Raw genomic sequence first — 25,910 nt, 5'->3', positions numbered from 1 at the left:
TTTTACTAATGGTTGTGCTGTTCGTATACTCGATTTTAGCGAGATACAGTCGCAAGCACAAGAGGAGGAGAACACCATGCATCCGGAATGGCAAAGAATATGCAACGAATTTTTACAGGCGACCTCATACGCAGTCGGCGATCTGGAGGAAGGCTGGGCCGCCAAATATGACTTTGACAAAAGACCGCCTACTTACATGCGGTATGACGATGCGGTAGTCCGCATACCTTTGGGACCAAGAGAGCTGCCCCCGTCCCCGGATCTTTGGGAGCTGATGCAGAATCGGCGTTCCAGACGGAATTTCCTGTGTGAACCGATGACACTCAATGAATTGAACATTTTGCTCTGGGGAACCCAAGGCATCACCGCCGACATGGGCGATTACCAAATCCGCGCGACCCCTTCCGCGGGAGCGCTGTATCCGATCGAGACCTATTTGCTCGTAAACAACGTCGAGGGCTTGGAAAAAGGATTGTATCACCTGGATGTGGAAGAGTGGTGCCTGGAAGGGTTAAAGCTGGAGGACGTGTCTGAAACGGCTTATGCCTTGACGGAGAATCAGGAAATGACGCGCCGGGCGGCTGTCAATTTCGTGTGGACGGCAGTGGTCAACCGTACACGGCATAAATACAGGGAACGGGCGTACCGGTACATTTGGTGGGATGCCGGCCACGTTGCCCAGAATCTGCATATCGCGGCAAATGGCCTGGGATTGGGCGTGTCCACGATCGGCCACTGGTTCGACAAAGAAATGAATGAATATTTGGGAATTGACGGCCAGGAGCATCTCTCCGTCTTGATGGCTTCCGTAGGCAAGGTGGAAGGCAAGGACTGGCTGCATGACCGCAGGCCGCGATAAGAAAGACATTGCAGGGGGGCTTTTTTGTGCACAAGAACAAAACGCCGGAGGAAATCGTGCAGCAGCAGCTGCTCTGCTACAACAGCCAGGACTTGGCGGGATTTGTGTCCACGTATGCCGAGGATGTTCTGATCATGGAGCATCCGAGCGGAAATGTGTTGGTCAGTGGAAAAAAAGCGCTGACAGAACGTTACGCGAAAATGTTCCAGGAAAATCCGAACAACCATTGCGTTATCAAAGATCGCATTTGCTATTCCAATTACGTCATCGACCGCGAGGAAATTACGGGAAGAGACAATCGTGGAGCATTTGAAGCCTTGGCCATTTATGAGGTCAACGATCAGGTGATTAGCAAAGTGTGGTTTCTTGAGGCGAAGTGAGAAGCAAAACCAGTTTACTGTTCGGTTAAGAAGGGGCAGCATTCTGTTGGATCGCGTCGGATCGCGAAATGAACAAAAAGGCGCTGGGAAAATGTGGTTGCCGGGCTGGGATGGGTTGTGATACAATCAGCTTGTAACTATTAATGGTTATTTTGGTGGTTACATAAATTCGGTTTCAAAACCCGTTTTTATAAAAAGGAATGAGGGAAGCGAATGACAGTGGCCACAGTGCGCCCGATCAGACCGGAAGAGATTGACGATTTCGCAGGAGTAGGCAATAGCGATCCGGCCCGCGTGCAGGAGGTAAAGCGTTACGTAGAAAAGATGATCGCAGTCGGTTCGATGCGCCCGGAATGGTGCTTTGTCATAGAGGAAGCGAACCGGCTGCGGGGACGTGTAGCATTTTGGACACTGCCCAAGCTGGACAAACCGCTTGACTTGGTATTGCTCGATATTCCATGGGATAGTGAGGATTCCCTTTCTCTCGGCAAAGAACTGCTGCAAACAGCGCTGGAAGCCCTGCGCGGCATGGGAGTCAAGGAAGTGGGGCATGTGCTGGATACTCCTCCTTTGGCCCCCCAGTGGCAGACGTTTCCGACAGAGCGCAGGGAGCTGCTCAGAGAGATGGGGTTTCGCCTGGAGCGGGAGACCTGTCGCTTTGAGTGGAAGCCGGGTATTGCAGACATTCCCGTGCCTGCAGGTCTCTCCTTTCGCTCGCTCGCCGAAGTGGGCAACGAGGTCTTTATCGAAGCTGTCATGCGCGTATCTGAAGGAACGCTGGACCGTCGCATTTTGCATGACAGTGAGCGCCTGGGAGCAAGGGGACAAGCGCTGGAATTGTTTCAGGACCTGCAGCAGCTAGTGTATGATCCGCATTGGTGGCAGCTTGCCTATAACCAGGACGATGAATGCATCGGATTGGTGATGCCCGCGAAAAGCCCTGCCTTTGCTACGATCGGCTACATCGGCGTGATGCCGGAGCAAAGAGGACGCGGATACATCCATCAGCTTCTTGGGCGGGGAACGGACATCCTGCTGAAAGCGGGGGTCACTCCTATTCGGGCGGATACCGACGTGCATAACGAACCGATGGCCAATGCCTTTCGGAGGGCCGGGTACATTCAGTTTGCCACACGTTCAGAGTACGGACGCAACATTCATATAGAGATCCCACGATAGAAAAACACCCCTCCAGACAAGCGGGCGAGTCCCAGCATTGTCGGGAGGGGTTTGCTGTTTCATTCGCTTTTATCTATACTGATCGTGGGTCGGTTCAAAAACGTTTTCGCCTGAATGGCGCACCATGACAAAACCGCTGACATTGTCCAGACCATGCAGCAGCGCGTTGTGGTGAGCGATGATTCGCTCTGCCGAAAGAACATCGTTGCCAGTCGTCGAGTGGGCGTCTGCCACCAGTGTCACATCATATCCGAGGGTGGTCGCCCTTCTGCACGTCGTATCTACGCAGTATTCCGTCTTGCAACCGACGACTGCCAGATGGTTGATTTCCCGCGCTTGAAGTTCTTTGTGCAATTCCGTGAGCTGAAACGCGTCTGTTGCTTTTTTTCGGATGACCAGTTCGTCGGAAAGCGGCGCAATCTCGGGATGTATTTGAAATTCGGCCGAGTCTTGGGCGGCTACATCCAAATCTTGAACATAAACAACAGGTATGGACTGGCTTCTCGCCGTGGAAATCAGTTTCGTTATGGTCTGCAAAACGTCTTCCTTTTGAAAAACCGGACCGATTTCGGGTCCTTCGACAATTCCTACTTGTACGTCAATGACAAGCAATGCCGTTTTCCGCTGCATGCAGTACCTCCTCCTGAAATGGGGGGAGTCAATGGGTATGCATCCCCCTGCAGAATGACAAGTGGTGATGATTTGTATCGTAACGAGTGTTCAAATATGTGCTCATAACCATTCAGCTCCTTTCAAAAACCAGGATGGCAATCCCGTTAGTATGGGTAGGATTGCTTACCGAGTAGCGTAGCATAAATTTTCTGTCAAAAACAGAGGGGAAACTGGACAAACCTGCCAGTGGCTTCCCCGGCAGTAGAAAAGGAGAAAAAAGCATGCGGCCATTCACAGAAAGAGCGGTGGCAATCATCCGCAGTATTCCTCCGGGGAAAGTGATGACCTATGGGCAAATTGCCACGTTAGCCGGAAGTCCGAGGGGGGCAAGGCAGGTCGTCAGAATCCTCCATTCCATGAGCAATAAGCATCGCCTTCCGTGGCATCGCGTCATAAACGCGGAAGGGAAGATCAGCTTGCAGGAAGAGGAATCCCGGACCATGCAAATGCTTCTGCTGCAAGGGGAAGGGGTCGAGGTGATCGGCGGGAAATCAATCAACCTGAGCATCTACCAATTTCATCCTCAGCCCGCCATGCACCCGGATAGCGAAGACTGCTTCTGAGAGCAAGAAAGTGAAAGCAAAAAAGCAGGGACACCAAAATATATAAAAAGGCACCCAATCAGCTTGGATGCCTTTTTCGGCTGTCGTCTTATTCATATCTCTCCCGAATGACCCGCCACCTCGTCTTGATGAGGCTCTCAATGCCTTTCGTAATTTGCACCAGCAGGATGGAAGCAAGCCCCGTGCTCGCGTAGACGACGAGCAAATACATCAGCGAATACCACGTGTTGCTGAACAGCCACGAGACGTCATTTCCGAAAAGATCCTTCAGCCATTCCTTGTAGAGAATGAGGAAGGCCGAGTGAAACAGGTAGATAAAATAGGTAAGACCTTTGCGAAACTTGAGCTGTACCTTGTCGACCAGCTCCAGGAAGAAGACGACCATGACCAAAAAGGTAATCAGTGTCGCAATCACAAAGGACAGATGAACCGCCACATACATTTTGCTGGATAGGATGAAAAAGACAGCACTGATGACGGAGACGCTTGTAAACAAAATCAGGTAGGACTGTTTCCTTTGCAGGTAAGCAAAGATGGTTTCCCGATACCAGTACACCAGATGGCCGATATAAAACGTGAAGATCCACGTCGGGAGAAGATGGCGAGTCGTCAAGCCAAGCCACCCCTGGTGGAGGTAATTAATGTACACATATTGAACCGCCATGAATACCCAAATGAGAAAAAGGATGTTTTTCTTGGTAATCACATTGCGGAACAGGTAGGCGAACAGGTAGTACTGGCAAATCATAAACACAAAATACAGGTGGCCGCCCGTTTTTCCCAGAAAGATGTTGAAAAAATCTGTGGAAGTGCGAGGCCACACGTCATTGAGCAAGTAATGATACAAGACGCCGCACACCAGGAACGGCACGTAGATGTAGGGGAGCTTTCCCGAAAAGAACTGCCAAAAGCCCGGCTTTTTCTTTTCAAGCGTATAGGCGGTCATGTATCCGCTCACGATGGCCAAAAGCACTGTGCCATAGCGGCTGATCTGGTTTAAGGCAAGCACCCAGAAGGGATCGGTAAAGTCCAGCACGGAAGCGGTAAAATGACCGGCGACGACCAGAAAGGACGAAAGCAGTTGAATGAAAAACAAGGCTTTCAGGATCTTCGAGTCGGTGGACATAAGCAAGTAATCTCCATTCGTTTATTTCATGAAACATCATCATTTTCAATGAAGATAAAGATGAAAAAGAATCAGTTTTCATGATAGTAAACTATTCTTTGAATTATATTAGAATACAGACAGTATGAAACATGTAAATTTTAAAGAGAATTCCATCGTATGGTAACGAACTTGTTGAAGCTTGGCAATTCGTCAGCATGTTCATATGCACAAGGATGATATGCATGGATATTCAGATTCCTGATTCCGCAAAGGGAGGAAGCCGACATTGCTGAAAGAGAAAGCCATTATCGTTACGGGCGCTGCTTCAGGCATCGGGCTTGAAATTGCCAGACAATGCATTCAAGAGAATGCCCACGTAATCGCCTGCGACCGAAATCGCGAGAAGCTTGCGGAAATCAAGCAATCTATCAACTCGGACGCGCTGGACGTATACACTTTGGACGTCACGAGATACGAGGAGGTTGCAAGCTTTTTCGCCTGGGCCAGCGAACGGCATCCCGCAATCAACGGGCTGGTCAACAACGCCGGCATTTATCTGGGAAAAAGCATCCTCGATTATGACGCAGATGAAATCGACCAGGTGATCAACGTAAACATAAAGGGATTCATCTACTTTTCGAGGCTGTTCGGGAGAATGCTGCTTGATCAAAAAAGAGCCGGAGTCATTGTGAACCTGTCATCTGTTTCGGGATTGGAAGGAAGCTCTGATGCCGTATACGGTCTGTCAAAGGCGGCCGCAGTCGGTCTGACCAAAAGCTGTGCGATGAATTTTGCGCCGTATATCCGGGTGAATTGCGTAGCACCCACACTGGTAGATACCTCGATGATGGACAAGGTGCCTGTGTGGAGAAAGAACGAATACAGAGAGCACGAGCTGATCAAGTCCCCGGTGCTGCCTGTCGATGTGGCAAACACGGTTGTATTTCTGCTGTCTGAAAAGGGGAGGAATTATACTGGCGCTACCTTTGATTTGAACAACGGGTGTTACCTAAGGTAATCGATGGAGCGAAACGAAGAGATTGATAAACAAGCGGCTCCGGTATATGATAGAAGAAACGGATTGCGAACGTTTGTTTGCAATGGTGAAAACAGGAGGACAGGCAGATGAACCGATGCGGGTGGGTGACACAAGATCCGCTTTACCTCGAATACCATGACAAGGAGTGGGGCGTTCCGGTCTACGACGACCGTCTGCTCTTTGAATATTTGAATCTGGAAGGCGCGCAAGCAGGGCTGAGCTGGTACACAATCCTCAAAAAGAGAGAGAACTACCGGCAGGCTTTCGACAACTTTGAGCCCGAAAAAATCATCAAGTATGACGAGCGGAAAATAGACGAGCTTCTGCAAAACGAAGGCATCGTCAGAAACAAGCTGAAGATCAACGCTGTTATTGCAAACGCCAAGGCGTATTTTCGGGTTGTCGAGGAATTCGGTTCATTCAGTGCGTACATCTGGTCATTTGTGGACGGGAAACCGGTCCAAAACCATTTCAAAGAGATGAGCGAGGTGCCCGCCTCCACAGAGGTAAGCGACAGGCTGAGCAAGGATTTGAAGCGGCGGGGATTCAAGTTTGTGGGAACCACGATCTGCTATGCGTTCATGCAGGCCGTCGGAATGGTAAACGACCATATTGTGACGTGCATGTGCTACCAGGGGAAACAGAAAAAAGAAGCATAGGGATATACAGGTGCAAGCGCCTCGGGAAAAACGGGATTTGGCTGATCAAACATGACACCCAGTTGTCAACTTTCTACCCGTAAAATGTGTTTGTAAAGACAGAGACAATGAAGGGAGCAATTGGGATGGAACCGACCTATGTTTTTCAGGATGCTTTGTACATAAAGGGGATTGCTGCCAGGACGACGAATGAGCGGGAAGCACGGGGAGAAGGAAAAATTCCGGGCCTGTGGGAACGGTTTTTCACCACGGATGTAAGCGGACGGGCGAAAGCAGTCAAAAACCCTCATCTCACCTACACGCTTTATGCGAATTACGAAAATGGAGCGGCTGGCGAATATACCGTGCTGATCGGCCATGAGTCGGAAGCTGGCGAGGCAGAAGAGGGGATGGAGGTCATTTCGGTACCGGCCGCGAAGTATGCCGTCTTTACCTCGGAGAGAGGGCCGGTCGGCGCCGTCGTGACCGAAGCGTGGAAGCGCATCTGGGAATGGTCTGCGACTTCACAGGAGCGCCGTACCTTTACCGGAGACTTTGAATTGTACGATGCCCGTGACTTTGATCCGCAGAATGCAGTCGTTCGGATTTACGTAGCCGTTGAATAAGACAGCGAAGGAAGGGGCTGACAAGGAGCCTCCTATTCCTGCAAATCGGGACCGGAAACTTCTCCGGTCCTTTTTATGCCTGGAACAAAAAGGCCGCAATTGTATGAAGAAGGGGTCAGTGCTCGCAGCTCCTATTGCACGAAAATTCCGTTTATCTGTCGCCTCTCCTGTTTAAATGAGGGGAAACGGGACAAATTCGACAAATTTAAAAGGAGATTGCCCAGCTTTAAAAGAAAGAAGAACTACCCATGAAAAAATATCCAACGAAAGAAAGGGAGCAAACAGTTCTCTCACAAGCTGGGGAAAGGAGCAGGACGTGAACTTCATGGAAACGCATCGTGTAAAAAATGATGTGCACATCAGTCAACTAGCCTCAGTAGGGCAAATCGCCGCAGGGATTGCACATGAGGTAAAGAACCCGCTGACAGCCGTAAAGGGTTTTTTGCAGTTGCTCAAGGAGGAGCCGAATGAAACATACGTTGACATTGCCCAATCGGAACTGCAGAATGCTTTGGCTACGCTTGAAAACCTTTTGCATGTAGCCAAGCCCGATCTGGAGGAGGAGCCCATACAGTCCGTTAATCTTTCTGTAGAGCTGGAATCCTTGGTACATCTTTTTCAGGACCAATTGTATCGCGTGGAGATAAGAAAGAAAATTCACAATACGGACGCCTGCGTGTATGGACGGAAGAATCAGCTTAAAAAAGCATTTTTCAACCTGCTGAAAAACGCTTTTGAAGCGATTCCGGACAAGGGAGCCATCACGATTGAACACAAGGTGGAAGAGGAGCAAGTGGTTATCTCCATCGAGGATACCGGAACGGGAATTCCGCAGGAAAAGCTGTCTATGCTGGGCACCCCTTTCTTTTCCACAAAAGTCGACGGGACCGGGATGGGACTGACCCAAGTGTTTTCTGTCATTCATCAACATGGAGGCAGGATTCAGGTTTACAGCGAGGAAGGAAAGGGTACACGCTTCACGCTGAGCATCCCCAAGGAATCAACAAGGTTAACTCGTGGAGTGATTGAATTGAAATTGCATTCAACAGCAGGCCAGGAGCTGCGGGATTTCTTTCTGGAAAATCGGAACGAATTCGAACAATGCTTGCTGGCTGAGGCGGTCAACGTCAAGGAGAAAATACACGAAATACAGCAGGTGGGAAACGTCAACTTGCTGGCGAACGCTCATAAGCTGGTCCTTTACATCGTCGATGGCCGCGAGCACGATGTGATTTCCTTCGCCCGACAGGAAGGGGTTGTCTGGGCCAAGCATTCGCTGACATTAGCGTTCAAGCTCGAGTGGGTGCAATCCATCCGCAGGGTTCTTTGGGATTTCCTGTACAATTATGACAAGCTGCAGAATCTCGAGAGCAGCCGGGAAAACTTCTACTCGCTGGAAAAACAAATCAATGAGTTGGTCGATCGGTTCCTTAATTATTTCTTTATCAGCTACTCCGATTACAAGGAGCAGCTTATTCAGAAGCAGAGAGAACTCGTCGACTATTTATCTGTCCAGTTCATTCCGTTAAAGCCTGCCATGTGCATTTTGCCGCTGGTAGGAGCGATAGACAGCCATCGTTTTTCTTTAATTGAGGATAAAGTCATTACGCAGATTGGCACGAATAAAATCGAGGTGCTGATTTTGGACCTCTCCGGCGTTGCCGAAATGGAGATAGCCGTGATGGAACGCTTCTTGCACCTGCTCGAAGGCATAGCGATGATGGGCTGCAAGGGTGTCATCACCGGTATGCGCCCGGAAATCGTAAAGGTCATGATCAGAAACGGAATATCGTTTGACAGTAAAGCTATTATGAAAGGAACGCTTCAACAGGCCTTGGTGGAGTACATGACGCCGGGACCTGAACCGGAAATCCCCCCGGTGTAACGGCTGTCGCATGGCCAGCATTTTGGGTCACCACCTGTATTTGCCCACATATGATATCTCAAAACATTTACATGGGAGAGTTAGGCAATGTGGGATAAACAGCTGGAACTTACGGTAGATAAGCTTTTGCCCTGTGGAGCAAAGATCCTCGCAGCAGCAGGGAAGGCGCCGTCGGACGAGGCTCCCTCGCCGTTTATTTGTTTGCGCGATCTGGACGGCGATGGAGAGGCAGAGCTGGCTGGCGCCTACAGGTGGGTCGGGGAAACCTTTTTCACGGTATGGAAAAATGGAGCGGACGGCTGGTATGCAGTCCAGACGCTTTCCAGCAGAAAGGCGGTCATTTGCGATCTGCACACGGCGCCCGTGACCAGCAGCGAAAAGTTTGACGTCATCATCGGCTGGCAGGCTGACGGGGAAGCTGCGTTGATTCAAACCCGGCATGATTGGCCGTTTGTGCTGACAACCAGAGAAGCGGGAGAAGCAGAGCCAGCCGCGCTTGCTGTCTATGAGTGGACGCAGCGCGGGCTTTTGAACAGAGCGATGCCCCCTCTCTCCTATCACAAGCTGGAAGTAGCCGATCTCGAATCTGCTGCGGGAGTGGACGGGATTGCCGAGATCATCCTCTGGCAGCAGGAGGAGGGAGGGGTGTATACGGCCGATGTGTACAAATGGAACGGGGAGCGATTGCAGCAAGCCAATGATCGCTTTCCTTCCTATTTTCAGCAGATAGCTGCGCAACTTCGGGAACAGGCAAAAGAACGGCCGGAAGATGCGAGTCTCTGGTACCAGCTTGCCAGTGCCGAGCAAAAAGCAGGACTGCCGGCACAGGCGGTTCACTCGCTCGCTACAGCGGTGAAGCTGCGCCCGTCATCCGCCGGAAAATGGCAGTCGGTTATCCGGTTGATCCGCAGCGAGCTGCAAACCAGGGCTGCTTTGTACCCCGCCCCCGTCAAAACGGCAGAAGGTACAAAATGGGGGTACATTGACAGAAACGGACGTTTTATCATTTCACCTCGTTTTGACTACGCCGAAGATTTTCAAAATAACGGTTTGGCCGTCGTGCAAGCAAACAACCACAGCGGCCTGATCAACCAGCTCGGGATATTTGTCGTAGGTCCTATTTATCAGTCGATTGCCCCCTTTTCCGAAGGGCGGGCAGCCGTTGTCGATGACCGCGGCTTTCGGGTCATTGATGAAAGAGGGAACATGTTAACGGCCACGCCTTACTCCTATATCGGAACGTATAAGGAGGGGCGGGCAGTTTTCACAAAGGTCGATGCACAAGGCCGTTCCCATTACGGCTACCTGGATCTTTCCGGCACGGAAATTATCCCGCCGGTGTATATGTCTGCCAACGACTTTCAGGACGGAAGAGCGCTTGTGCAGGTCAGGGAGGGAGAATTCGCCCTCATCGACCGCAGCGGGAAGGCGCTTCATTCCTACCAGCATCCCTATGTAGGACCGCCGGGAGACGGCCTGTTGGCATTCTCGGAGACGGAGAGCGGCCCCAAGGGCTACATCAATGAATCCGGCGAGGTGGTCATCCCGCCGCAATTTTCGGTGGCCTTGCCGTTCGAAGCGGGAAGAGCCATCGTCAATGCCTCCAGGGATTTCTCGGAAAATCTGTACGGTCTGATCGACAAGACCGGGGCGTACGTGATCAAGCCGGAATACAACGACATCAATATGCTGGGAGCAGGGCGTCTCGCTGTTGGCCGGGCAAAGGATCCGAGCAAGCCCTACATCGGATCGGCCTATGCGATAACGGACACAGACGGCCGTTTCCTGACCGATTTTCTCTACGACCAGGTCGCCGAGTACAAAGAAGGGGTAGCATCTGCAACCGATGGCCAGAGAACCTTTTTCATCGACAGAACGGGACATGTGGCGAGAAATCTTCCGGTCGTCCCGGGCAGCGGAACGTTGACGCTGGAAGGGGAGCTGGTCAAGGCGTTTGTCGATCAACGGATATCCTACTATGACCGCAGCGGAAAACTGGTCTGGAAGCAAAACACCGCCATCCCGCTGACTGGTCAGTACCGGGTTGTCGAGCACAAGTACGCTCCGAACAGAGATTATCTCGTCTACTACCCCGAAATCAGGGGCATGGCGAACAGACAGGCGCAGGAGGCGGTCAACCAACGCTTGCGTGAGCTGTCCCAGATCAAACCGATTGATCCAAATGCACAGTTGGATTACAACTACTTTGGCGATTTTGCTGTGGCGTTCTTCAAAAATCGGCTGGTGGAGCTGGAGCTGACCGGCTACAATTACCCGTTTGGCGCCGCTCACGGAATGCCGACCATGACTTATGTCCCGATTGATTTGGTCAGCGGACGGATCTATGCTCTGAAAGACCTGTTTAAGCCGGGCAGCGATTACGTCAGGGTACTGAGCGATATCGTCGGCAACCAAATCAAAAACAATCCCGAATACTCGTACGTTTTCCCGGACTCCTTTAAAGGAATCAGTCCCGATCAGCCTTTTTATGTCAAGGAAAACGCCCTGTATCTCTACTTTGCTCCGTATGAAATTGCGCCCTACGCTGCAGGCTTTCCGACGTTCCGCATCCCTTTTTCGCAGATCGCGGACATCATTGACGAGAATGGGGATTTTTGGAGATCGTTTCACTAAAATAGAGGAAATCGAGAAGCGCAGGTCTGCCTCAACAGCAGATTTGCGCTTTTTTGCGAAGAAAGAAGCGAGACGAGGCAAAATGCCGGTTTGTGCCATTTGCGGTCCGCACAGCAAATGGCAGCGTGGTCCGAAAGTCCTGTTTCATTTGCTTGTCCTTATATATAGGAAAAACGATTCATGATTTTTCCAAAAGTGAAAGTTGATTCAATATATTGGCAAATGCTATGATTACTTTCAAGAATTTTTTGTAGGATGTGATCGTATTATGCCGATTATTGGCATTGATTTAGGTACGACCAATAGCCTGGTTTCTTGTTGGACAGAGGAGGGCTCAGTGATCATTCCCAACGCTTTGGGAAGCAACCTGACGCCTTCTGTTGTGAGTGTAGATGAAAATGGGGAGATCCTCGTCGGACAAGTGGCCAAGGAGCGTCTGATTACACATCCCCATCTGACAGTAGAGACATTCAAGCGGTATATGGGCAGCAACAAAACCTTTCAGCTTGGATCGTATACATTTTCCCCGGAAGAGCTGTCTGCATTTGTCATCCGTTCGCTGAAGGAGGATGCAGAGGCATTTCTGGGAGAACCCGTGACAGAGGCCGTGATCAGCGTTCCGGCTTATTTTAATGATGCGCAGCGAAAAGCCACGCAGAGGGCCGGAGAATTGGCCGGCTTGAAAGTGGAGCGGCTGCTCAATGAGCCGACGGCGGCCGCGATCGCCTACGGTCTGCATCTCCAGGACCCGGAAACCAAATTCCTCGTCTTTGACCTCGGGGGCGGGACTTTTGACGTCTCCGTCCTGGAGCTGTTTGATCAGGTCATGGAGGTCAAAGCGATCGCCGGTGACAACTACCTGGGCGGCGAAGATTTCACCGAGCTTCTCTGCTCGCACTTTCTCCAGCACCATCTGCTGACAGCGAGCGATGTCAGCGAAAAAGCGATGAACGCCTTGCGTAAGCAGGCGGAGCTGTGCAAGCGGCAGCTCGGCACAGAAAAGTACGGCACGATGAGCTGCATGATCGATGACAAGACCTACGAATTGCAGATCGGCCGGGATGAATTTGAAGTCATTGCAAAGCCGCTGCTTGCTCAGCTCCGCGCTCCGATCGAGCGGGCCCTGCGCGATTCGTCGATTACTCCGCGCGAGCTGGACGCTATCGTACTGATCGGCGGCGCTACACGGATGCCGCTCATCTATTCGTTTGTCGGCAAACTGTTTGGGCGCCTGCCTGCATCGCATATCCACCCGGATGAAGCCGTGGCTTTGGGAGCGGGGATTCAGGCCGCGATGAAGGAGCGGAATGAAGCGCTGCGGGAAGTGGTATTGACTGACGTCTGTCCGTACACGCTCGGCACTATGGTCGCGGTCGAGACGGACTCGGGAAGCTACGAGTCGGGTCATTTTTATCCGATCATTGAACGCAACAGTACGATCCCGGTCAGCAAGGTAGAGCGTCTTTACCCTGTGCACGAGAACCAAAAGGTGATCAAGGTGGAGATTTATCAGGGAGAGAGCCGTCTGACGAAAAACAACATCAAGCTCGGGCAGATGGAAATCCCGATTCCTCCCGCCACCGCTGGCCAGCAGGCTGTGGACGTCCGCTACACTTACGATATTAACGGCATTCTGGAAGTAGAGGTCACCGTCGTCGAGACGGGCGTGAAAAAACGGATGATTATCGAAGAGAACCCCGGGGCCGTTTCCCGCAAGGAAATCGAGCAACGTCTGAAGGAGCTGGAGGCCATCAAGATCCATCCCCGAGACAGGATGGAAAACAGGCTGCTCCTGGCACGGGGAGAGAGGATGTACGAAGAATCGCTGGCGGAAAAACGGTACGAGATCGCCCAAGCCTTGCAGCGCTTCGAAAATGTCCTCAAGCGTCAAAATGATGCGGAAATCAAGAAGGAAGCGGAGCTGCTGAAGGCTGTGCTGGATCGGATTGAGAGGTGCCAGGACTATTAATATGAACAGTTGGGAATTTTTGGGTATCGAACCTACGTCCGATCAGGGGGCAATCAAGCGAGCGTATGCCAGACTGTTGAAAACCTATCACCCGGAGGACGATCCGGAAGGGTTTCAGCGGCTGCGGGAAGCGTATGAGCATGCCCTCCGCGAAGCGAAATTTTTACAGGAAGCGGCTGCGTCAGGCGATGCGGCTGGTTCTGTTTTTGTACTCGATCCGGAGGAGGAAGCAGCTCCGGCAGCAGAAGCGGTATTGACTGGCGTCCGGGAGCAAGGACCCCGCGAAGGGGAAGCCCTTGAAGCAGGGGTCCCTGAGCAAGCGGGAGAAAGGCTGGCCAGCCGAAGCTTTTCAGCGGGAAAAGAGCCGGCCACACCCGAGGAGCTTGCCGAGCATTTTATTTCGCAAGTGACTGTGCTCTACGCTGATTTCCCATCCCGGATTGACCGCGAGAAATGGGTGGCGCTGCTGGAAAAGGAAGAATACTGGCAGCTGGAAGTCAAGCAGCGGACCAACAAAGAAATGCTGACATTCCTGATGGAGAAGTACCATTTGCCCCGTCAAATATGGAGGCTGTTGAACGATTACTTCTTCTGGACCGATCAGGAGATGGAGCTTTCCCAGGAGTTTCCGGAAAATTTCATTCGCTTTGTCATCAACCAGATCAAAAAGCCGTGGGAGCTTCGCTACGATTTTTTGAAAAAAGACGAGGACAGCGATTACGAGTACGACGACTTTATCGATTGCCGGGAGCACGCGTTTCGGGCGATGCTGGACAATGAGCTGGAGGAAGCCGAGAAGTACCTCGCGATTGCTTCCAACATGTTTACCGAGGACCCCGATCTGCTCAGGATGATCGGGCACTTCTATCTGCGCAAAGACGATCTGGAGAACGCTTTTCATGCCTTTTACCGGCTGACCGAGGTGCTTCCGGAGGAGATCGACGGCTACATCCATCGGGCAAACATATTGCGGAAGATTGGCAAGTACGAAGAGGCGCAAGAAGACTATCAGCATGTCCTCTCGCTTTCTCCCGACAATGAACTCGCTTTGAGCGGGCTTGCCCGCTGCTATGTCTCGCTTGGAAAGCTGACCGAGGCGAGGGCGGTGCTGAAGCGGATACTCGTTCAATGTCCGTACGACATCGACGTACAAGTCCGCCTGCTTGCGCTAAACGGCTTGCTCGCCGATCAGCTTCAGGAGGAACTGCAGGAGGCGCCGGACGATCACGAGCGCAGGTTTTGCTTGGCGAGCGTCTGCTTCGATCTGGAACGGTATGAGGAGTGCGTAGAATCACTCGACCGCATTCAGAGAGCCATTCCGCTTACAGTGGACATGGAGCTGCTCTGGGGCCGGGCGCTGATCAAGCAGGAACAGACGGAGGAAGGACTCGCTCATCTGGATAAGGCGTTGGAGCTTGCCCGCCAGGCAGGGGACAGCGAGTGGGCGATTCTCCTGGAGCGGGGTACTACGTATGTGGAAAGCAACCAATACGAGGCGGCCATCGAAGACCTGACCGCCGCCATGGAGCTTATGCCCAACCATCCCGAGATTCTCCATCAGCTGGCGGAGGCATATCGCTGCCAGAAGGAATACAAACGCTGCGTGGAGCTGTCCGATCAGGCCATTTCGTTGAACCCTACACGCTGGATTTATTATTCGACCAGGGGGCTCGCCCACTATTGGCTGAATCATTACAAGGAATCCAGAGATGACCATCAGATCGTCATCAACCACGAGTACAACTTCTCCGGGGCCTGGCATCGAAAGGCATACAGCCATTTTCGTCTGGGCGAATACGACAGGGCGATAGAAGGCTTTCACGAATCCGAACGGTGGGGGGACAACGAGCTGTCCTTTTACTTTATCGCGATCTGCCATTTCAAGTTGGGAGATTACGAGAATGCGCTCGGGGCCATTGAATATTACAAAGAGAGCCACGAAAACGACCCCGATGCCTATCTGGTGATGGGCGACGTGTATCGCGGGATGGGAGACGAGGAGCAAGCACGGGAAGTGTACTGCAGCGGGGCTGCCCAGTTCCCAGACAATCAGGATCTGGTCAAAATGGCTGTATACAGCCTGCTGAAGGAGAATGCTCAGACGAGAGCGATTCCGTATCTCAAGCAGTTGCTGCTGGGCGAGGACTATCGCGAATGGGCCGCCACTTCATTGCTCAACATCTCGATCCAGCAAGGGGAGTGGGAAGAGGCTGTCGCCATCGCAGACAATTTCCGCAATGTGGTACCGAAGGAGCAGTGGGACCCGACCCTCCTGTTTTATGCCGGCTATGTTCATTACCGCCTGGAGCGTTATCAGACAGCTGCGCTTTACCTGGAGCAGGCTTACCGGCTCAAAGCGGACGGCGATACATGCAGTTATTTGAGCATGGTCTATTTTGATCTGGGCAGGATGGAAGAGGCTGCTGCTTTTGCCAAGAAAGCGTTGGAGGCCGTTCCCGGAAATGCCGAGTATCAGCGCCGTTACGAGGGAATCGTCAGCCAAAGCAAGAAAGGGCTTTTCGGTCTGTTCCGTAAAAAACAATCCTCCCAAGCTTTGTGGCCATCCTCGCTTCCCTTCGTATGGCACCAGGAGCTTGAAGAGGTTCCCGACATACATTATTGGCAGGGGGAGGAATAGCCGATGAGCAGCAAACAAGCGACACTCGATCCGACCGACTTGTGGGGATTGGCGCTGGGGGCCGTTTTATTTGAGATGAACGGCTACGATGCCGCAAACAACTACGAAATCGAGCCAACCGAAGAGAATCTCGAAGCAATCCGGCGGTCTCTGAAACGAGGCTGGGGAATCGAGAGCACCGAGGATTTGATGAACAACCTGCGCTGGCTTCAGGAAGAGGGGCATCGCACCTCCTTTTACGAAATGCGTAGCTTCTTGTCCACTCTGTCTATGGCGGATCAATCAGCCTTCCTTGAGACGCTGCCGAAAAATACGGAAAAGCATATGCAGTACATCCTGGTAAAGGCGTACATGCACAAGCTTCCTCTGGCGGGCATCGCAGCATGGGATTTTGGCAGATATGTCGATTTGTGCAGGATGGGGGCTTTTGTCGGATACATATCCGAGGAAACATCATGGGAGTTGATCAGGAAAGTGGCGGTCGTGGCCCAGGAATCGTATTCGGGCTGGCTGGAGTACGGCATCAGCTACGTGGCTGGCCGTCAATTTTGGCTGGGGACGATCAGTGAGGAGAAGGCCAAGCAGCATACCGACTATGTCCGAAGCCTTGTTTTGAATAAGGACAGCCTGTGGCGGAGGCTTGATTGGAATTTGAAGCTTGTGGATGAAGAAGAGGCGGAAGAGGCTGCGGAAGCGGAAGAAGTGGAAGCAGAAGCTGTGGAGACAGTTGTAGTTGAAAAAGAAGAACTGGAAGCAGAAGCTATGGAAACAGTAGTAGCAGAAACAGTAGAAGTACAATCAGAAGCCGTAGAATCAGAAATAGCCCAAGCAGAACCAGCAGAAGTCACAGCGAAAGACGCAGAAACTGAACACATAGAAGTGGCTACCGAAGAAGCGGAAACAGAAACCAGACAGAAGTAGAGGAACGAGAACGAAAGAACGAAAAGCATTTCTGGAACAAGTACAAAAGCGAAGTCAAAGCCATGTCAAGCTATTGAAATGCCACACGACGTGAAAAGTCACCCCAGAGGTGGCTTTTCTCTTTTTTCTGCAAGCACTGATTTGTGCATAAGGGACAAATTTTATCCGTCTTTTTAGCTGATCAGGCCGTATTCCTCGCCAAACGGCTCTGCCTATAATGTAAGGAAAACACAAGGCAAAGTTGACAGGAGGGGTTGGCATGCTGGGCATTATTCGTGTTCTCACGCTTTCCGATCCCCGCGATGTACACCGTCACGGGGAGCTAATCGAGCGACAGTACCAGATTCCGGTAGTGAGCGAGTGCATCTGGGATCAGCCGAAAGGCATCTACGATCAGGAAACAGAGGACATTGCGGTCCCGAAAATCATTGAGGTGGCCAAACGCCTGGAGGCAAAGGGCTGTCAAGCGATCGGGATCAGCTGCGCGGCCGACCCGGCTTTGGCGGAAGTGAGACAGGCTGTCCGTGTCCCGGTGATCGGAGCGGGCTCGGCTGCCGCCCATCAGGCGATGGCGATGTCGCGCAAGGCGGGTGTATTGACGATTCTCGATGATGCACCGCCGCTGGTCAAACAAATCCTCGGGGATGCCTATGTCGGCATGAAAAGGCCCGATGGAGTGCGAACTACTCTTGATCTGCAAACCCCGGAAGGACGGAAAAATGCGCTCGAAGCGGCGAAGTGGCTGAAAGAACAAGGAGCAGAATCGATCGTGCTGTGCTGCACCGGCTTTGCCACGATCGGCTTTGCCAAGGAACTGATGGAGAGGCTGCAGCTGCCCGCCATGGACCCGATCATGGCGATCGGAACGACTGCCTCGATGTTTCTGAAAAAACAGAATTCGCTTTCCCCGGATGGAGCCGCCGTATGAAAAAGCTGGGGGCAATCACCATCGGTCAATCACCGCGTGTCGATGTAACGCCGGAGATGCTGCCTTTTCTCACCGAGTTTCAGGTCGTGGAAAAAGGGGCATTGGACGGGCTTGGCCCGGAAGAATTGGCAGCCCTTGCGCCGAAGCCGGGTGAAAATGTGCTGGTCAGCCGCTTGCGGGACGGCTCGCAGGTTACGATGTCCAAGCAGTCCATCCTGCACCTGATGCAGCAGCGGATCGACGAGCTGCAAGCAGATGGAGTCGACGTTATTTTGCTGTTGTGCACCGGTCATTTTCCGTCTTTTGACTGCAACGCTCTACTGCTGGAGCCGGACCGCATCCTAAACAACGCCGTTCACGGCTTGCTGGCAAAGGGCAAGCTCGGCGTCTTCAATCCGGTACCCGAGCAGCGCGAAGCTTCGTTGGAGAAATGGGAACGCGACGGACTCGAGGTCTTCACGGCAGCCGGTTCTCCGTACCTGCCGGGCGACGAGATCGAAAAGGCGGCACTTTCGCTGAAGGAGCATGATGTAGACTTGATCTTGCTGGATTGCATGGGCTATACGGAGGAAATGAAGCGGACGGTCAAGCAGATTACAGGCAAGCCGGTCATCCTGTCGCGGACGCTGGTCGCGCGGGTGCTGGGAGAGCTGGGCTAAATCTACAGAGGATGACGAACTGAAGAATGGATAGCAAACTGGGGCAGTCCTATCGTAGGCAACTACTTGATCGGACTGCCCCTTTTGATACAGAGAGTGTCGCCTGCCCCTGACTATTTCAACCAGCAAGAAAATTTTATCGTTAATACTAAATTTTTTGTCTATTTTGACTATATTTTTGCTACACTATTTTTCAAACAGCGCGGCGAAGGAGGGAAGCTTTGTGAACGGAGTGACCATTCGAGAGTTAATGGAGATGCCCCTTTTGAAAGACGCTCGTGTTATCAGTGGATTTGAAGGCATGGATCGTGTGGTGCGGTTTATTGATATCATGGAAGTCCCGGATTTGAGAGGGTGGCTGCGAGAAGGCGAACTGCTTTTGACTACAGCGTACTCCATCCGTCACGCTCCTTCGCTTTTGCCCGAAATCGTCGAACATATGGCCCAGGCGGGAGCAGCGGCACTGGCGATCAAGCCGGAGAGGTTTCTCCACGACCTGCCGGAAGAGATGATTTCGGTGAGCAATCGCTATCAGCTGCCGATCATTGAGCTGCCGGCGATGATCCCCTATATGGACATCACCCATGCCGTCATGGAGCAGGTGCTGGATCGCCAGGCGGCTCTGCTGCGCCGCTCCGAGGAGGTATACCGGACGCTGACGACGATGGTTTTGGAAAACAGCGGGCTGCAAGCGGTGGCAGATAATGTTTCGGAGCTGGTCAAAGGAGCGGTCCGGGTGCTGGACAACCACGGACACGTACTCGTCTCCGTCCCGCCGGACTGGAAGCCGCAGTCCAAGCAGCTGGAATGGGATATAGCGGTAGACAAGCAGGTAGTAGGCAAGCTCCAGATAGACAAGGAAAGCCTGGACGACATCCAGCAGGTATGCGTGGAGCAGGCGCGAGTCGTGGTCGCCCTGGAGCTGATGCGTACCAAAACGGCCATGGATACAGAGAATCGATTGAGAGGAAATTTTATCGACGAGCTGCTCTCCGCCGTTCCCCCCGCCAGACATGAGGTAGAGCGGAGGGGAAGACAGCTCGGCTTGAACCCGGGCCAGGATTGGGAGGTAGCCATTATTGAAGGCAACGAAACGGTTGTTCGCCAGATCGCGGCGCCCGCTTCGCGTTTTCGCCAGTCTCTGGAGCAGGAGGCTCAGCAGAGGGGCTTCCAGGCACACGTGGAGGTCAGGCATAATTCGCTGCTGCTTCTGCTCTCCAGCAAACCGGCAGGCCAAGAACAGCCAGGAAAGGCCAAGAAAGGCACGGAAACCGAAGCTGTCCCCGGTTTTGAGTGGCGGCATGGCATTGAGCGAAGTCTGCGCGAGCAAGGGGGCAAACGGCATGATATCCATATCGGATGCGGAAGAGCCTATCCCTTGTGGCATGTGCATCAGAGCTATACGGAAGCGAGAAAAGCGCTGGCGATCGGGATGAAGCTGTCCCGTCCCATGGAGGTCACGGCCTTTGAAGATGTCGAGGCCTTTCAACTGTTGGCAGAGTATGCGGATCATGCTCATTTCTCCGAGCTGTTCGAGCGAAAGCTGGGGAAACTCCATGCACATGACAAAGAGCACGGCAGCGACTTTTTGCGAACTCTTTACCACTTCCTGGAGTCATCGGGAAATTTGATCGAGACATCCAATCGTCTCTATATTCACCGCAATTCGGTCAAATACAGACTGCAGCGGATTCGCGAAATCATTCCAATCGACTTGAGCTGTCCGAGGCAGCGTTTTGTCTATCATCTATGTCTGACGTATCATTACTTGAAAGCAAATGAATAGCCCGCTGCAGCCGTCTTCTGGACGAATCATGATCCAGCGGCGATTGCCATGCATTGCTACAAATCCCAACCATTGTAAATAATTGGGATTTTGTGTTAGAATCATTCCGTGTTGAAATTATGGGGAATACTAGGAGGAGAAAATGAGAAAATGAATATTAAAAAACTTTCTATTGCGACTGTCTTGGTTAGCAGTTTAGTCGTATCTGGAGCTGGTTCTGCCTTCGCAGCATCTCAGGGCGAGACAATTAAAATAGGGAGCCTTACGATTGTTGAACGGGTATATGAAAACCCGGTAGAATATGATTTTACAAAAGCCCTAGCAAAGAGTGATTTAAATAAGATTGGTCCCTTAGGCAATGATATGACTGGTACAGTCTATGAAATGTCCACCAAGGATCTATACAAATCAAAATCTTATGAAGCTGAAATCGAAAATGATAGTGACGAAAACGATTCCTTTTCAAGAAAGGTAACAAGAAAAACCTTTTTGACCGGAAAAATAGGTGGGTCAGGCGAGACGAAAGTCAACTGGAGGATAATAGAGGGGAAAGTCGGGATTCATGCAGAAATTTCATTCGGAAAAGAAGACACTATAGAAACAACCCACACTTGGGTCATACCAAAGCGTACGATAACAACCGTTGAATACGGATCAAAAGCTGTAAAAACAACCGGAAACCTGGTGAAATATTTCCAAGGGAGAGTAAAAGATTCTAACTACGTTAACGTCAAATATTCGTACAAAGAATATTCCAGTAAAAAATCAAAAAATCTATGATCCGACCTCTCCATGTTCTTCTCCTTCTGTTTATCGTTCTTCTTAGTGGTTGTAGCGGGGATAATTCATCAGAAACAGTGGAAAAAACACCAAGTGACATGATGCAAACAGTCCCCAAAGAAAAGTCGTATGGAAGCGTCTACGACTATTTCGAAGAATTTACAGGGGAGAATTTGAAAACATCCGTGCTTCAAATCAAAAAAAGCGATAATTCGGTAGAACTCACGTTACGAATCTTACTCTCGGATTCCTTGAAAGAAAAAATGATGCATACGGAAAAACCCATTTACTTTACGTTTGGAGATCTGCCGGGTAACGAGACAATTAAGAATTTGCTTGCTGAATCTCCTTCACTCGTTCAAATTGAGTTAAACAGTAAAGAGAATCTGTATACGATTTCGCAAAAGCTGAAGCTAAAAGAAAATTTGACGGAAGCTGATAAACAGGCATTGTCTCCTGCCAATTACCGATTTCAGGTTATAAACGAAGAAGAGCTCTCTGTAGCCAGTTTTATGGGTTTAGAAAATTCGCTACTTCCAGAAGATAATCAGAAGTAGTAAAAACGCTTGTTGCGACTTGTACTTCATGTGGCCATCGTGGCCACACTCCTCATGCCATAAAAAACACTAGGGACTTGGATGCAAGATGGAACTCGATTTCCTGTACACGATGGAAATCGAGTTTTTTCATATTGGATTACTCCACTCTGTACTCCAGACTCGAAAATACGTTTCTGTTGATCCTGCCAGCCTATCTTCCGGGCTTTATTTTCCCCGTCTCACCGTCCTTCGGAACAATCAAATGTCTCCTTTCTCTTCCATATAAGCATGCCTTTATGGCAGGTTGCTTTGGAGATTCCTGTTTTTTACAAACAATTTTCCATTCATGCTATGTATTTGTTCGGTATTTTTTTGCACGGGTGCAAGCGAGTGAAACCGGGGCTCTTTGTTCAATGGGGACAAATGTTATGCCTCTTTTTTATTGCGAGCGGACGTAGTGGACAAGAAGTCGGTACAGGTACAATAACCACAAATATATGAAAATTTTCATATTTCAGACCTGGATCGGAAGTATGAGGGGGGTTGGGAGATTGCTCATTTACATTTTCCGAAGATTGCTGCTAATGATTCCGGGCCTCATCGGGATTATCCTGATTACATTCCTCTTGTCGAGGGTGCTGCCCGGCGATCCCGCCCTGATGATAGCGGGAGAGCAAGCGGACGAGGCACAGCTGGCAAAAATCAGAGAGGACCTGGGGCTAAACGATCCGCTCTACGTTCAGTTTTTCGACTATTTGGGCGCCCTTGCGAAAGGCGACCTTGGCTTTGCCTGGCACACCGGCCACAGCGTGCTCGAAGACTTCGCCACGCGCTTTCCGGCAACGGTCGAGCTGACGCTCTTCAGCATTTTGATCGCGATATTGGTCGCCATCCCTGTCGGGGTCGTTGCGGCGACGAAAAAAGAGTCGATCACCGACCACATATCGCGGGTGTTTTCATTGATCGGCGCCTGTGTTCCGATTTTTTGGCTCGGACTGATTCTGATCTACTTCTTTTATTCCAAGCTGGGCTGGTCCCCTGCACCGATGGGACGGATCGGCGGCGATATCAATCCGCCTACCCATGTAACGGGGCTGTTCCTCGTGGACAGCCTGCTGTCCGGCGACATGATCGCCTTCAAGCAGGCGCTGTCGCACATCTTGCTCCCGGCGATCTGTCTGAGTACCGGGACGATGGCAATCGTCGCACGGATGGTCCGCTCCAGCATGCTGGAAGTGATCGGACAGGACTACATCCGGACGGCGAGAGCAAAGGGCTTGATGGAGCGTATCGTCATTTTCAAGCACGGTCTGGTCAACGCCTTGATTCCGACCTTGACGATACTCGGACTCCAGTTTGGACAGTTGCTGGGCGGGGCGGTCATTACCGAGACGATCTTTTCCTGGCCCGGCCTCGGGAGCTACGTGACCGAGTCCATTTTGGCGACGGATTACGCTCCCATCCAGGCGTTTACCCTGGTCAGCGCCATCCTGTACAGCCTGATCAATCTGTCAGTCGATTTGATTTATGGATTTATCGATCCGCGCATCCGTTATGACTAGGCATCAGAGCAAAGGGGGGATTTCATGAACAGCGCAACACAGAGTTCGCCCACAACCGTTGGGAGTGCAAAGACAATCAAACCGAGGTCGACTTTTCGGCTGCTGCTGCAAAACAGGCTGGCAGCGCTCGGACTATTTTTTATCGTGATGTGGACCGTAGCGGCACTCGTGGCGCCGCTGGTCGCACCGTACGCGCCGAATGCCCCGGATACCTCCATTAAATTGCAGGCGCCAAGTGCAGAGCATTGGTTCGGTACGGACAACTTCGGCCGCGACATTTTCAGCCGCGTTCTCTACGGCGCGCAAATTTCGATTTGGACAGGCCTGATCGCCGTGGGAATCTCCTTTTGCATCGGGGTTCCGCTGGGCGGGATCGCCGCTTACTACGGCGGGGTGACCGGAAACGTGATCATGCGGGTGATGGACACCTTGCTCGCCTTTCCGTCGCTCGTCCTCGCGATGGCGATTGCCGCTTCAATTGGTCCCGGACTGATCAGCGCGATGATCGCGGTCGGGATCGTCGGGATTCCCGAGTTTGCCCGGCTGATGTTCGGACAGACCGTCTCCCTTCGCGAAAAGGAATTCGTCGAAGCGTGCCGGGCTACCGGCGTAAAGGATTCGATCATCTTGTTTCGCCACATTTTCCCCAACGCGCTGGCGCCATTGCTCGTCCGCGCGACGCTCGGGATGGGCTTTGCGATCCTGACCGCAGCCAGTCTGAGCTTCCTCGGTCTCGGTGTAAAGCCGCCGATCTCCGAATGGGGCGCGATGATTTCGGAGGGGCGGGAGTACATCATTTCCGGCGAATGGTGGCTGGTTACCTTCCCGGGCTTGGCGATTGCCACATCGATTCTCGGTTTCAACCTGCTGGGAGACGGCCTGCGAGATGTCCTTGACCCGCGCCTTCGATCCAGCAGGTAACACATATACACAAAAGTAGGGGGAGATTCATGTGAAGAAACGCAAGTGGCTAGCTCTACTAACACTGTCAGCCATGCTCGTCGCTGCGGGCTGCAGTCCCAATGCCAACCAGAAGCCGGCCGAGGGGCAAAAACAGCCTGAACAGCAGCAGGCGCAGCCTCAGGCAGGCAAAGGCATTACCATCGCGTACTCCGAAGGCGGCACGACGATGGACCCTGCGCAGGCGAGCGATCTGACCTCCGATACGCTGATCGTGGCGACCTACGACCAGCTCGTGCAATTCGGAACCAAAGAGGTAGACGGCACGCAGGTCGCCGATACCGAAGTGGTCAAGCCGATGCTGGCAAAAGAATGGAAAGTGTCCGACGACAGGCTGACCTATACCTTTACGCTCCGTGATGACGCGAAGTTCCACAGCGGCAATCCGGTCAATGCAGAGGCCGTCGTCTTCTCGATGGATCACCTGAAAAACGGGGAGTCCAGTATCTTCAAAATGGCCAGCATCGAAAGCTTTACGGCCAAGGACGACAAGACTGTCGAGCTGAAGCTGAGCAAGCAAAATCCGTTGATTCTCCAATACCTGGCGCAATACAACTTCTCGATCATCGACCCGTCGGTGGTCAAAGAGAAGGGCGTCGACTACCTGAAGACAAACGCTGCGGGCTCCGGTCCGTTCAAGCTGGAAAAGTGGGACCCTGCTTCCGAAGCGGTTCTGGTCGCCAATCCCGACTACTGGCAAGGCGCACCAAAGGTAGACAAGGTCACGATGAAATTCACCAAGGAAGCGTCCAGCCGCGTCCTGCTTTTGGGCAAAGGCGACGTCGATCTGGCTATCGAAATTCCCGTCAAAGACGTGGAAAGCTTGAAGCAAAATGAAAACGTCACGATCCACTCCAACCCGAGCAACCGGATTCTGTATTTCGCCATGAACAACAAAGTAAAGCCGTTTGACAACCCGAAGGTCCGTCAGGCCATCTCCTACGCGATTCCGTATGACAAGCTGATCAACGACGTCATGTACGGCCAGGCCAAACAGTTGAAGAGTGCCGTTCCGAGCAACACGCCAGGCTCTACCGACGCCGGTTTTGTCTACACGCACGATCTGGTAAAAGCAAAGCAGTTGCTGAAGGAAGCGGGACTTGAGAACGGATTCTCGTTTGACTTCACGCTCGGCTCCGGGTTCCAGGATTGGGAAGATGACGCGGTGCTGATTCAGGCCGAGCTGGAAAAAATCGGTGTAAAAATGAACATCAAGAAAGTGGCTCGCGCGCAGTTCCTGCAAATGCAAAAAGAAAAGAATCTGACGGCGTTTCTGTCCAAGTGGACTTCGTTTGTAAACGACCCCGGCTATCACCTTGGCTTCCTGCTGTACGGCAAAGGCTCCTCCAACTACATCAACTACCAAAATCCGAAGGTGGACGAGCTGTGGGAGAAGGCGGATGTCGAGGCCGATCCGGTCAAGCGCTACGAAATGTACAAAGAGGCGCAGCAGCTCATCACGGCTGATGCACCGTGGGCGTACATGTACGAATACAACCGTGTAGTCGGAGTGAACAAAAACCTGAAAGGGTACGCGTTCTTCCCGGATGAAATCATCCGCTTCTACCCGCTCTCCAAAGAGTAG

General features: G+C 51.9%; 22 protein-coding genes. 20 read left to right on the top strand and 2 right to left on the bottom strand.

What is annotated here, in order from left to right; translation table 11 throughout:
* Positions 1–76: 76 nt before the first annotated feature.
* The 3 genes from NST37_RS21700 (at position 77) to NST37_RS21690 (ending at position 2,418) form a co-directional block, all read left to right on the top strand.
* Positions 77–859: a SagB/ThcOx family dehydrogenase gene (locus tag NST37_RS21700; RefSeq protein ID WP_003390077.1), complete on the top strand. Its 783-nt coding sequence runs from the start codon at positions 77–79 to the stop codon at positions 857–859.
* Positions 860–885: 26 nt separating this feature from the next.
* A complete protein-coding gene (locus NST37_RS21695; protein WP_003390076.1) occupies positions 886–1,239 on the top strand; it encodes a nuclear transport factor 2 family protein in 354 nt (117 codons plus the stop codon).
* A gap of 213 nt (positions 1,240–1,452) precedes the next feature.
* On the top strand, positions 1,453–2,418 hold the full coding sequence (locus tag NST37_RS21690) for a GNAT family N-acetyltransferase (protein WP_338463196.1): 966 nt from the start codon (positions 1,453–1,455) through the stop codon (positions 2,416–2,418).
* A gap of 69 nt (positions 2,419–2,487) precedes the next feature.
* On the opposite strand, the gene NST37_RS21685 is transcribed toward NST37_RS21690, so the two are convergent.
* Positions 2,488–3,048: a cysteine hydrolase family protein gene (locus tag NST37_RS21685; RefSeq protein ID WP_031931702.1), complete on the bottom strand. Its 561-nt coding sequence runs from the start codon at positions 3,046–3,048 to the stop codon at positions 2,488–2,490.
* Between the two features lie 263 nt (positions 3,049–3,311).
* On the opposite strand from NST37_RS21685, the gene NST37_RS21680 reads away from it, so the two are divergent.
* Positions 3,312–3,653 (top strand): MGMT family protein, encoded by a 342-nt coding sequence (locus NST37_RS21680; protein WP_031931701.1) that lies wholly within the window; start codon positions 3,312–3,314, stop codon positions 3,651–3,653.
* Positions 3,654–3,741: 88 nt separating this feature from the next.
* On the opposite strand, the gene NST37_RS21675 is transcribed toward NST37_RS21680, so the two are convergent.
* The gene (locus tag NST37_RS21675) at positions 3,742–4,779 is read right to left on the bottom strand and encodes an acyltransferase family protein (RefSeq protein ID WP_339185807.1); all 1,038 of its coding nucleotides are present in this window, start codon (positions 4,777–4,779) and stop codon (positions 3,742–3,744) included.
* Between the two features lie 268 nt (positions 4,780–5,047).
* Between NST37_RS21675 and NST37_RS21670 the strand changes: the two genes are divergently transcribed.
* The 16 genes from NST37_RS21670 to NST37_RS21595 all read left to right on the top strand — a co-directional run bounded on the left by NST37_RS21670 (position 5,048) and on the right by NST37_RS21595 (position 25,910).
* Positions 5,048–5,779: an SDR family oxidoreductase gene (locus NST37_RS21670; protein WP_339185805.1), complete on the top strand. Its 732-nt coding sequence runs from the start codon at positions 5,048–5,050 to the stop codon at positions 5,777–5,779.
* A 107-nt stretch (positions 5,780–5,886) separates the two neighbouring features.
* Positions 5,887–6,459 carry a DNA-3-methyladenine glycosylase I gene (locus NST37_RS21665; protein WP_003390068.1) on the top strand — a complete coding sequence of 191 codons (573 nt, stop codon included), beginning with the start codon at positions 5,887–5,889 and terminating at the stop codon, positions 6,457–6,459.
* 125 nt (positions 6,460–6,584) lie between these two features.
* Positions 6,585–7,064: a GyrI-like domain-containing protein gene (locus tag NST37_RS21660; RefSeq protein ID WP_003390067.1), complete on the top strand. Its 480-nt coding sequence runs from the start codon at positions 6,585–6,587 to the stop codon at positions 7,062–7,064.
* 325 nt (positions 7,065–7,389) lie between these two features.
* Complete coding sequence (locus tag NST37_RS21655; RefSeq protein ID WP_003390066.1) at positions 7,390–8,949, top strand: ATP-binding protein; 1,560 nt, start codon at positions 7,390–7,392, stop codon at positions 8,947–8,949.
* Positions 8,950–9,036: 87 nt separating this feature from the next.
* Positions 9,037–11,583: a WG repeat-containing protein gene (locus NST37_RS21650; RefSeq protein WP_003390065.1), complete on the top strand. Its 2,547-nt coding sequence runs from the start codon at positions 9,037–9,039 to the stop codon at positions 11,581–11,583.
* 268 nt (positions 11,584–11,851) lie between these two features.
* Positions 11,852–13,552: a molecular chaperone HscC gene (locus NST37_RS21645; protein ID WP_024985236.1), complete on the top strand. Its 1,701-nt coding sequence runs from the start codon at positions 11,852–11,854 to the stop codon at positions 13,550–13,552.
* A 1-nt stretch (position 13,553) separates the two neighbouring features.
* A complete protein-coding gene (locus NST37_RS21640; RefSeq protein ID WP_339185802.1) occupies positions 13,554–16,190 on the top strand; it encodes a tetratricopeptide repeat protein in 2,637 nt (878 codons plus the stop codon).
* Between the two features lie 3 nt (positions 16,191–16,193).
* Complete coding sequence (locus NST37_RS21635) at positions 16,194–17,111, top strand: DUF1266 domain-containing protein (RefSeq protein ID WP_024985238.1); 918 nt, start codon at positions 16,194–16,196, stop codon at positions 17,109–17,111.
* Positions 17,112–17,370: 259 nt separating this feature from the next.
* The gene (locus NST37_RS21630; protein WP_024985239.1) at positions 17,371–18,039 is read left to right on the top strand and encodes an aspartate/glutamate racemase family protein; all 669 of its coding nucleotides are present in this window, start codon (positions 17,371–17,373) and stop codon (positions 18,037–18,039) included.
* The gene (locus NST37_RS21625) at positions 18,036–18,698 is read left to right on the top strand and encodes an AroM family protein (RefSeq protein WP_003390058.1); all 663 of its coding nucleotides are present in this window, start codon (positions 18,036–18,038) and stop codon (positions 18,696–18,698) included. Before NST37_RS21630 ends, NST37_RS21625 begins: the two co-directional genes overlap by 4 nt.
* A gap of 223 nt (positions 18,699–18,921) precedes the next feature.
* Positions 18,922–20,484 carry a PucR family transcriptional regulator ligand-binding domain-containing protein gene (locus NST37_RS21620; RefSeq protein WP_339185800.1) on the top strand — a complete coding sequence of 521 codons (1,563 nt, stop codon included), beginning with the start codon at positions 18,922–18,924 and terminating at the stop codon, positions 20,482–20,484.
* A gap of 150 nt (positions 20,485–20,634) precedes the next feature.
* On the top strand, positions 20,635–21,264 hold the full coding sequence (locus tag NST37_RS21615; protein ID WP_122957820.1) for a hypothetical protein: 630 nt from the start codon (positions 20,635–20,637) through the stop codon (positions 21,262–21,264).
* Between the two features lie 77 nt (positions 21,265–21,341).
* Positions 21,342–21,821, top strand: coding sequence for a hypothetical protein (locus tag NST37_RS21610; protein ID WP_339185798.1), 480 nt, complete (start codon positions 21,342–21,344; stop codon positions 21,819–21,821).
* A 533-nt stretch (positions 21,822–22,354) separates the two neighbouring features.
* Positions 22,355–23,365, top strand: coding sequence for an ABC transporter permease (locus NST37_RS21605; protein ID WP_339185796.1), 1,011 nt, complete (start codon positions 22,355–22,357; stop codon positions 23,363–23,365).
* 24 nt (positions 23,366–23,389) lie between these two features.
* Entirely contained in the window at positions 23,390–24,286 is an 897-nt protein-coding gene (locus NST37_RS21600) for an ABC transporter permease (RefSeq protein WP_003390053.1), read from the top strand.
* A gap of 31 nt (positions 24,287–24,317) precedes the next feature.
* Positions 24,318–25,910, top strand: coding sequence for an ABC transporter substrate-binding protein (locus NST37_RS21595; protein ID WP_024985243.1), 1,593 nt, complete (start codon positions 24,318–24,320; stop codon positions 25,908–25,910).

The organism is Brevibacillus sp. FSL K6-6036 (genome assembly GCF_037964015.1).
Classification (GTDB): domain Bacteria; phylum Bacillota; class Bacilli; order Brevibacillales; family Brevibacillaceae; genus Brevibacillus; species Brevibacillus borstelensis.
This window is presented reverse-complemented; position numbering and strand designations above follow the sequence as displayed.

What these genes read in the sequence shown, in the direction of transcription:
- NST37_RS21680 (WP_031931701.1), top strand. Translation starts at nt 3,312, where the DNA reads ATGCGGCCATTCACAGAAAGAGCGGTGGCAATCATCCGCAGTATTCCT.
- NST37_RS21660 (WP_003390067.1), top strand. Translation starts at nt 6,585, where the DNA reads ATGGAACCGACCTATGTTTTTCAGGATGCTTTGTACATAAAGGGGATT.
- NST37_RS21635 (WP_024985238.1), top strand. Translation starts at nt 16,194, where the DNA reads ATGAGCAGCAAACAAGCGACACTCGATCCGACCGACTTGTGGGGATTG.
- NST37_RS21675 (WP_339185807.1), bottom strand. Translation starts at nt 4,779, where the DNA reads ATGTCCACCGACTCGAAGATCCTGAAAGCCTTGTTTTTCATTCAACTG.
- NST37_RS21640 (WP_339185802.1), top strand. Translation starts at nt 13,554, where the DNA reads ATGAACAGTTGGGAATTTTTGGGTATCGAACCTACGTCCGATCAGGGG.
- NST37_RS21600 (WP_003390053.1), top strand. Translation starts at nt 23,390, where the DNA reads ATGAACAGCGCAACACAGAGTTCGCCCACAACCGTTGGGAGTGCAAAG.
- NST37_RS21700 (WP_003390077.1), top strand. Translation starts at nt 77, where the DNA reads ATGCATCCGGAATGGCAAAGAATATGCAACGAATTTTTACAGGCGACC.
- NST37_RS21650 (WP_003390065.1), top strand. Translation starts at nt 9,037, where the DNA reads ATGTGGGATAAACAGCTGGAACTTACGGTAGATAAGCTTTTGCCCTGT.
- NST37_RS21690 (WP_338463196.1), top strand. Translation starts at nt 1,453, where the DNA reads ATGACAGTGGCCACAGTGCGCCCGATCAGACCGGAAGAGATTGACGAT.
- NST37_RS21665 (WP_003390068.1), top strand. Translation starts at nt 5,887, where the DNA reads ATGAACCGATGCGGGTGGGTGACACAAGATCCGCTTTACCTCGAATAC.
- NST37_RS21625 (WP_003390058.1), top strand. Translation starts at nt 18,036, where the DNA reads ATGAAAAAGCTGGGGGCAATCACCATCGGTCAATCACCGCGTGTCGAT.
- NST37_RS21685 (WP_031931702.1), bottom strand. Translation starts at nt 3,048, where the DNA reads ATGCAGCGGAAAACGGCATTGCTTGTCATTGACGTACAAGTAGGAATT.
- NST37_RS21630 (WP_024985239.1), top strand. Translation starts at nt 17,371, where the DNA reads ATGCTGGGCATTATTCGTGTTCTCACGCTTTCCGATCCCCGCGATGTA.
- NST37_RS21645 (WP_024985236.1), top strand. Translation starts at nt 11,852, where the DNA reads ATGCCGATTATTGGCATTGATTTAGGTACGACCAATAGCCTGGTTTCT.
- NST37_RS21655 (WP_003390066.1), top strand. Translation starts at nt 7,390, where the DNA reads ATGGAAACGCATCGTGTAAAAAATGATGTGCACATCAGTCAACTAGCC.
- NST37_RS21615 (WP_122957820.1), top strand. Translation starts at nt 20,635, where the DNA reads ATGAATATTAAAAAACTTTCTATTGCGACTGTCTTGGTTAGCAGTTTA.